This window comes from Pseudomonas meliae, assembly GCF_001400515.1.
Classification (GTDB): Bacteria; Pseudomonadota; Gammaproteobacteria; order Pseudomonadales; family Pseudomonadaceae; genus Aquipseudomonas; species Aquipseudomonas amygdali.
This window is the reverse complement of sequence record NZ_LJQT01000363.1, coordinates 1-8279: the sequence shown is the minus strand read 5'-3', so window position 1 is coordinate 8279 and position 8279 is coordinate 1. Positions and strand designations below refer to the sequence as shown.

Here is an 8279-nt window from a genome sequence, read left to right as displayed (position 1 = left end):
CGCTGGAGCGTGCGGAACGAGAGGCGCACCAGAGAACACCTATCGTGCCAATGCTCCGCGTTGGCATGCATTTCGTGACGCTCTACGTCACAACTCTGCGCCACACCACACATTCAGGATCGGACGCGGAGCGTGCGGAACGAGAGGCGGCCCGCAGAACACCTATCGTGCCAATGCTCCGCGTTGGAACGTTAGGCGCGAGGGGCAGAACAAGCGTACGTCAGGCCTGGTCCATCGCCTCGTTCAACAGCTTTTCCAGCTCGGCCTTGTGATGCAGGAGGAGGATGCTTTGTCCATGCCGGTCATCCAGCAGCCCGGACAGGTCCAGGTCGGTGATGTAACAGCGATAGCGCTGGGGTTCCAGGCGCTTGACGAGAATTTGCCGGGCAACGGCGGCATACAGCTGATCGCCATATTCCAGCTCGGAAAACTCGCAGTTATCGCAGTTATCGCAGTACAGCGTGGCGCTCAGCTGTCCGGGCGAGGTTTCTTCGATGATTGCCTGCACGTCATAAAACGCCTTGTCCGCCGCAGTCGGTGCCAACCGATGTTCGACACGCCGGGCAAGCCCAGGGCCAGAAGGCAGCACTTGGTAATAAAGGGTTTCCAGCGAAACCGGCTCGGACAGGTCGTCCAGCGGCAATGACGCGCCTCGGCGATAAACCAGCGATTGAAGAAAACGCTGCAGTGGCGTCAGCAGGCTTTGTTCGTCGTGATACGGCAGGCGCTGGTGCCAGAGCGAATTGTGTTCGTCCAGCACGTACACGTCGGCATCCGGCTCGTTGATTCGGTAGAACACCTGAATGCATTCAGGCTGACCAAGTGGCAGGATCAGGGCCAGATCGTGGCCATCGAGTGCCTGTGGGTCCAGATGCAAAGGGCTGTACAACGGCAGCTCTTCACCCAGGTAATTGAACAGGCCTGGCAGGCTGTTGACCACTACATGACCGACCTGCCCGGGTTTGATCTCCAGCACGTGATACTGCTGCTGCACTTAAATCAGATAACGATGGTTCAACCGCCTGGCGAGTAATAACCGGGCCGTGCTGATCAGTTCTTCAACCCGCTGAGCGATGGCAGGTGCCCGGTTATGACAGAAGCAGCGCACGCGAATCTGCGGCTGTTTACCGCTCTGCGGCAGGCTGCCGAGCAGTTCGCTCATGCAGTCGAGCAGGGCATGCGGGCCGTCATAGCGGCTGACCAGCGTTTCGTTCCAGGTATTGAGGGTGATCTGGTCCAGCGTCAGCACCAGATTCTCCCGGACACCCGCGTAACTGAGCGAGTCGGTGCGCTCGGTGGTCATCAGAATATTAAGGTCGCGGTGATGCCTGAGCGGGTCGACACCGACATTGACCAGCAACAGTATCTCGCTGGGTGTACTGGGCATGAGCAGCTCGTCGTCGCTGACCTCGGGCAGCGGCAGTTCAATACTCTGCTGCAAGGCACCGAGCAGGTTGAACAACTCGAACTCGCTCAAGTCACTGGTGCCCGGATGCAGCGCCACGCGGGTCGTGGTGTCGATCACGTTGTTGCGGTGGCACCAGGTCAGCAGCTCGAGCAATTCCCGGCTGCGCTTGATCGGCGAAAAGTTCGGCCACTCGTGAATACCCAGGTTGCCGTTGTACAGGGCCCACTGATGCTTGCCTGGCTCGCGTTTATCAGGGGAATGCACCAGCGTCAGCGTATCTTCTGCAAGGTCCGGAGCGATGCCCGGATTGATGAACTCGACCTTGCCCGCCTTGCGCTCGAAAGCGGCATACAGGCGCCGACCGAGTATGGTCAGGTCACGAGCATTGAGCGCGTCGGCGGTGCTTTGCGTTCTGGCGAACCGGGTCTGAAAGCGATAGCTGTAATTGAGCTCGTTAACCAGTGCACGACGCTCGCTGGCCACCTGGCGCACTTTCCACTGGCTGCGGCTGTCGAGCAGCGCCAGTTGTCGTTCATCCCAGCCCCACTCAGAGGTCAGGCGCTCCAGCAGCAGGCGTTGCCAACCGGTGTTGCGCTGACGGCTCGAGCCGGTGAGCTTTTTGTTGACCTTCAGGTACAGGCTGCGCCGCACCAGTTCGAGGCGCTCTTGCTCGTTGCGTGCCTGCAGATGCTCTTCGATACGCCGGTACACAACCACGTACGGGTCCAGCTCATCCAGGTCCAGTTGGTTGGCAAACACCGCTTGCTTGAAACGCAGGCTCAAGCACTGCACGCGGGGATGTTCACTGGAGTAAACCTCGATCAGCAGCAGCTTGAGAACAGACTTGTAGGGCGACTCGATACCCTTGAACAACTGCCACAAGCCGGCACCAATAAATTCCGCCGCAGGAATGTGCGACATTGGCCCGAGGTCGAGCACTTCGCTGGCGCGAATGAAGCGTTTGCTCAGCAGGGTATGGGGGTAATCCTCATAGTTCTGCTCTTCATAGACTGGCACCAGCCACCACATCGGGGTGCGCCCTGCGAGCCAGATCGCCGTGCGATAAAACTCATCGAGCAACAGGTAATGCTGGGTAGTGCCGCAGTCGTCAGAGCTGAGCTGCGAGTCGCGGTCCCCGCGCTTGAAACGTTGCGGGTCAATCAGGAAAAAGTGCGCTTCTGCCCCCATAGTGGCGGCCCAGGCTTCAAGGACATGGCATTTCCTGCGCAGTTCGGCGATGGCCTCCGGCTCCAGTTCGCTGTCGTGGCAGACCCATACGTCCATGTCGCTTTGTTCAGCCTGGGCCAGCGTACCGAGGCTGCCCATCAGGAACAGGCCGTGAATCGGCTGAGGAGCGTTACCACGCCGGACCTTGTAAGAGAAGGAGCGTGTCAGGCGTTGCGCTTCGGCCAGCGCCAGCGTGTCCGGTTCGTACTGCGAGACGCCAGCAGGCGTACCACCGGAAACGTAACCGGGCAGCAGAGGATGGTTGACGTGAAAGAACAGCGGCAGCAGGGTCAGAACGCTTTGCTGGCGGGTCGACATGCCTTCGAGGGCACGCGCATATCGCCCGTCATTGAGTGACAGGAAACGGTTGCGCAACTGGCTGAGAACCTTGCGGTCGATGCCCTCATCCAGGTCGGGGCGAATTTCAGGATTACGCGTCATCGCAACTCAAGGCATCTGGCCTGTGCAGGCGTGGAATTACTGAGCAAAGATGGCGGAGAAGTTTTGCAGCCGAGAGAAGAGGATTCAGTCGGGTTGTTATTCTGACGCCAGAATCCTGTATCGACCGGCGTTCAGATAAGTGAAGGGCCTGCCACGCTTTTTTGTGCGCAGGCCCTGCGCCTGTCAGGCAGCTTGTTTGGAAACGTTGAGGATGGTCAACAGTGATTGGGCATGTTGAGCGGCCTCAAGCCCGAGGCTGGTCAGATAACCGCCATCGACCTGGGTCGTCAGTCCTTTATCGAAGAGTCTTTTTGCTGCTGCAACGGCAGTGGGTGCCGCTACATGGTGGACTTTCAGGCCTTCCTGGGTGTTTCCCAGATTGAACAGTGCAAGGATTTCCAGTTCGGCAACCAGCTCAGGGGTATACGACATAGGTACTCCAGACTTTTTGTAGTAGTACGACCTCGCCGGCTGGCGGGTGTGCTCTGGAATCGACGTGTCCAATCTGCGCTCGTCGGTTCTGGATGACCGTTGAAGCCGGTTTGGCGTGGCAGCCCCGGAGGATCATGCGGCAGCGGGGCATTTGCAGTGTAGTCAGCGTCTGGAGTGTTTGCAGCATATATCTTGCTGGCACGACCTGACCGCAAGGTTACTTTTCCGGGGGCAGATCGGGCAGGGCCCGCAGCGCTGCTTCGTACCATTGCGTATCGAACGGACGGTCCTGCTCCAGCAAGGCGTCGATTTCGATGGCCAGGACGTGCGCCATCATTTCGAGAATGTCTTCACGCTCGTAGTTAACCAGGGTAAGCATGTTGAAAACAGCCTTGGCCGCTGGCGGATTACCGGACTCGATCTGGTTCTCGATGGCTTCGATCAGGGTCGAGGCGGCAAATTCTTCTTCGTCATTGTCAAGTGCGTCGTTCATGTTCATTCCTCTGGTAAGGCAGGCAGTCTAACCGGCGACCTGAAAACAACAAACCCCGGAGGTCCGGGGTTTGTCAGCACATTGGCGAAGATCAGTCAGCCGTCGGCTGGCCCATCGGCACAGGTTCCTTGCTGCGCCAGTGCGGCAGGGAGTTCCAGTAGCGCTCGCCCTTTTCATCGTCGTACATGCCTTCCCAGCGCGAGATGACCAGTACGGCCAGCGCGTTGCCGATCACATTCAGGGCCGTACGCGCCATGTCCATGATCCGGTCGACACCGGCAATAAACGCCAGGCCTTCCAGCGGGATACCGGCGCTGCCCAACGTTGCCAGCAGCACCACGAAGGAAACACCCGGCACACCCGCGATACCTTTGGACGTGACCATCAGGGTCAGAACCAGCATCAGTTGCGCGCCAATCGACAGGTCAATGCCATACAGCTGGGCAATGAAGATCGCCGCAATGCTCTGATAAAGCGTAGAACCATCGAGGTTGAACGAATAACCCGTCGGCACCACGAAGCTGCAGATCGCCTTCGGCGCGCCATACGCTTCCATTTTCTGGATCACGCGTGGCAGTACGGTTTCGGAGCTGGCGGTGGAGTAGGACAGAATCAGCTCGTCCTTGAAGATGCGCATCAGCCTGATCACCGAGAAGCCGAACGCCCGAGCGATCAGCCCCAGCACCACGAAGGCAAAGAAGGCGATGGCCACATATACCAGAATCACCAGCTTGGCGAGCGGCAACAGGGAGGCGAAACCGAAGTTGGCGACGGTCACCGCAATCAGCGCGAACACGCCGATCGGCGCGTAGTTCATGATCATGTGCGTGACCTTGAACATGGTTTCCGAGACGCCCTGAAACAGCTTCACCAGAGGCTCACGGACCTCTGCCTGCAGGCTGGAAAGCCCGAGACCGAACAGCACTGAAAAGAAGATGATCGGCAGCATCTCGCCACGCGCCATGGCAGCAAAGATGTTGGACGGGATCAGGTTGAGAATGGTCGCGATAAACGCGTGATCATGCTGAACTTCGGCCGTTGTCTGCTGGTATTTGGAGATATCCACCGTACCCAGCGTGATCATGTCGATACCCGTGCCCGGATGGAACACATTGGCCAGCACCAGGCCCACCAGAATGGCGATGGTGGTCACGACTTCGAAATAGAGGATGGTCTTCAGACCGATGCGCCCCAGTTTCTTGGCGTCGCCCACACCCGCGATGCCTACAATCAGCGATGCGACAACGATAGGGATAACGATCATCTTGATCAGACGAATGAAGATATCGCCCGCAGGCTGCAGGAGATTGGTGATCCACCAGGCCTTCTCGGCGCTGAAATGGTTGAGCAGCGCCCCCACCGCGATACCCAGTACCAGTCCGATCAGAATCTGCCAGGCCAGACTCAGCTTTGCCTTCTTCATATTATTACCCTTGTTCAAAGTGGCTTGGGCAAGTCCAAGACCGATGCGCCGAGCGTGCTTTTCAAAGCAGTTTCAGGGCAGGGGATCCCTTTGGAAATGTCCCGAGAAGGTCACCGCAGACGAGCATCCCGGCTCTGTAGCAGGCGAAAAAAGTCGCAACTATTCCCATGGCACGCGCATACGTCTAATGCCGTAAACGACTACCTCATGCTCAATCGGCATACAAATAAGCAGAAATGTGTTGATTTATGTCGCGAGGCGAGAGGGCGATTCGGCGCGAAGGTGGCTAAAACGTCGTCTTCGGCCTGATGGAGAGAAGCGGGTTTGCAGAAAGAACATAGCGGTGCTGAATCGATTACTCGGCGCATTTAACAGATGTACGGTAGTGCAGTGCTCAGGCCAGCTTATCCGCAGACAAGCTCATGGCCTGAGCGATTGAGTCGAGTCGCCGCCCTGTCAGCCTTTTCCTTTGGTGCGGGTCATGTGCGGGCCGCTGTTTTTCTCCAGATACTCGATAATCATCCCGGCCACATCCTTGCTGGTGGTGACTTCAATGCCTTCCAGGCCAGGTGACGAGTTGACCTCCATCACCAGCGGGCCGTGATTGGAGCGCAGAATATCCACACCCGCCACACTCAAGCCCATGACCCTGGCTGCACGCAATGCAGTCATGCGTTCTTCCGGGGTGATCTTGATCAGGCTGGCACTGCCGCCACGGTGCAGGTTGGAGCGAAACTCGCCCGGTTTGGCCTGACGCTTCATCGAGGCGATGACCTTGTCACCGACAACGAAGCAGCGAATATCGGCACCGCCCGCTTCCTTGATGTACTCCTGCACCATGATGTCCTGCTTGAGCCCCATGAAGGCTTCAATCACCGATTCGGCTGCCGTAGCGGTTTCGCACAGCACCACGCCGATGCCCTGAGTGCCTTCCAGCACCTTGATGACCAGCGGCGCGCCGTTGACCATCTGGATCAGGTCGGGAATATCGTCAGGCGAGTGGGCAAAGCCTGTCACCGGCAAGCCGATGCCCCGACGTGACAGCAGTTGTAGCGAGCGCAACTTGTCGCGCGAGCGGGCAATGGCGACCGACTCATTGAGCGGAAACACGCCCATCATTTCAAACTGACGCAACACCGCACAGCCATAGAAAGTCACCGAGGCACCGATGCGCGGAATCACCGCATCAAAGCCCTCCAGAGGTTTGCCGCGGTAGTGGATCTGCGGCTTGTGGCTGGCGATGTTCATATAGGCGCGCAGGGTGTCGATCACCACCATCTCATGGCCACGCTCGATGCCAGCTTCGACCAGACGACGGGTGGAATACAGACGCGGATTACGCGAAAGCACAGCGATCTTCATGCAACACCTGAGGAAGTAGAGGCCGGGAACACCGGCTTGTCTTGTACGTAAGTTATGCCCGGATTGACCACCAGTTGGCCGTCGATCAGCGCCTTGGAACCCAGCAGCAGTCGATAACGCATCGACTTGCGGCAAGCCAGTGTGAATTCCACTGGCCAGATACGATCACCCAGGGCCAGCGTAGTGCGAATGACGTAACGCACCTGCGCGTGGCCATTGGAGCTTTTAATGGTTTTCATGGCGACCAGTTGCGCCTCGCAGCGGCGATGCCGCAACTGAACCACAGTGCCCAGATGCGCGTTGAAACGCACCCATTTCTGGCCATCGCGCTCAAAAGGTTCGATTTCGGTGGCATGCAGGCTTGACGTGCTCGCACCGGTATCGATTTTTGCCCGCAGGCCCGCCACCCCCAGGTCGGGAAGCGCTACCCACTCGCGCAGGCCGATGACTGTCAGATGGTCGAATGTTTTCAATGCAATTCCGTATGTCTCAAGACTTCTGCCAGACGTCAGGTGCTATCTGCGCCAGGGCTTTGAATGCAGGTTTGGCGAACAGATAGCCCTGCATCAGGAAAATGCCGCAATCGGCGAGAAAGTCCCGCTCCTCAACCTGCTCTATACCTTCGGCAATGAGCTTAATCCCCAAGTCCGAACACATTGTGACAACACCCCGAACAATAGCCTGACGCGCGCGATCACGATGAATGTCGCGAATCAGGTTCATGTCGAGCTTTATCAGGTCTGGCTGAAAGTCCGCGAGCAGCGTCAGCCCGGAATACCCGGCACCGAAATCATCGATGGCGGTCATGAAGCCGAACTCGCGATACTCGCGCAGAATATTGCTCAAGTGCCCGTTGTTATCCACATGCTCGCTTTCGATGGTTTCGAAAATCAAACGCTCGACAGGAAAGTCATGCTGCCTGGCGGCCTCCAGCGTGCTGCGGATACACAGCTCGGGACGATACACGGCGTTGGGCAAAAAGTTGATCGATAAACGCTCGTTCATGCCCAGTTTCGCGGCACCGGCGATGGCGGTGGTCCGACACGCCTGATCGAAGCGGTAGCGGTTCTGGTCGTTGACCTGACTCAGAACGGACATCGCACCTTCGCCATTGGGGCCACGAACCAGCGCCTCGTGAGCGAAAATCGACTGGTCGTGAAGGTTCACGATCGGTTGATACGCGTAGTCAAACGAGAAATCCAGTTCCGGACTGCCCGTGCATCCCGCGCACCCTTTTCTGGGGGCGGTCAACGAAGTTGGAAAATCTGTCACGTCGCGCTCCATGTAGGGGTCGGGCAATGAAAAGGGGAATAGCTGTTTTTGACAAGCAAGGATCGGTTACTTCATGTTCGTGTGGGTATGTACACATCAGGCGAGCGACGCAGTCGCGTTTTCTGATGAGCCCGATAACGTTCAGACTGCTGCACTGATGAGGAATTCAAATGGCGCAAAAGCCGGAAGAAGATGACAAGGTCTGAACCGCCCCGGGTTTC

6 protein-coding genes and 1 pseudogene are annotated in these 8279 nt (G+C 57.8%); all 7 read right to left on the bottom strand.

Translation table 11 applies throughout. From position 1 onward, the window contains the following. Window positions 1-220 precede the first annotated feature (220 nt). Window positions 221-3076: pseudogene (locus ALO64_RS17460) on the bottom strand (class I adenylate cyclase). 183 nt (window positions 3077-3259) lie between these two features. Next, complete coding sequence (locus tag ALO64_RS17455; protein WP_002555822.1) at window positions 3260-3508, bottom strand: TIGR02647 family protein; 249 nt, start codon at window positions 3506-3508, stop codon at window positions 3260-3262. A 217-nt stretch (window positions 3509-3725) separates the two neighbouring features. Further along, window positions 3726-4001, bottom strand: a complete 276-nt coding sequence (locus tag ALO64_RS17450) for a hypothetical protein (protein ID WP_004659597.1) — start codon at window positions 3999-4001, stop codon at window positions 3726-3728. A 91-nt stretch (window positions 4002-4092) separates the two neighbouring features. After that, the gene (gene gltP / locus ALO64_RS17445) at window positions 4093-5424 is read right to left on the bottom strand and encodes a glutamate/aspartate:proton symporter GltP (protein WP_044344939.1); all 1332 of its coding nucleotides are present in this window, start codon (window positions 5422-5424) and stop codon (window positions 4093-4095) included. Window positions 5425-5880: 456 nt separating this feature from the next. Next, window positions 5881-6786, bottom strand: a complete 906-nt coding sequence (rimK, locus tag ALO64_RS17440; protein WP_002555825.1) for a 30S ribosomal protein S6--L-glutamate ligase — start codon at window positions 6784-6786, stop codon at window positions 5881-5883. Next, on the bottom strand, window positions 6783-7259 hold the full coding sequence (rimB, locus tag ALO64_RS17435) for a retropepsin-like aspartic endopeptidase RimB (protein ID WP_002555826.1): 477 nt from the start codon (window positions 7257-7259) through the stop codon (window positions 6783-6785). Before rimB ends, rimK begins: the two co-directional genes overlap by 4 nt. Window positions 7260-7275: 16 nt before the next feature. Next, complete coding sequence (rimA, locus tag ALO64_RS17430) at window positions 7276-8058, bottom strand: S6 modification regulatory phosphodiesterase RimA (RefSeq protein WP_002555827.1); 783 nt, start codon at window positions 8056-8058, stop codon at window positions 7276-7278. Window positions 8059-8279 lie beyond the last annotated feature (221 nt).

Coding starts and splice junctions, on each gene's coding strand:
- gltP (WP_044344939.1), bottom strand. CDS start 5,424: ATGAAGAAGGCAAAGCTGAGTCTGGCCTGGCAGATTCTGATCGGACTG.
- ALO64_RS17455 (WP_002555822.1), bottom strand. CDS start 3,508: ATGTCGTATACCCCTGAGCTGGTTGCCGAACTGGAAATCCTTGCACTG.
- rimK (WP_002555825.1), bottom strand. CDS start 6,786: ATGAAGATCGCTGTGCTTTCGCGTAATCCGCGTCTGTATTCCACCCGT.
- ALO64_RS17450 (WP_004659597.1), bottom strand. CDS start 4,001: ATGAACGACGCACTTGACAATGACGAAGAAGAATTTGCCGCCTCGACC.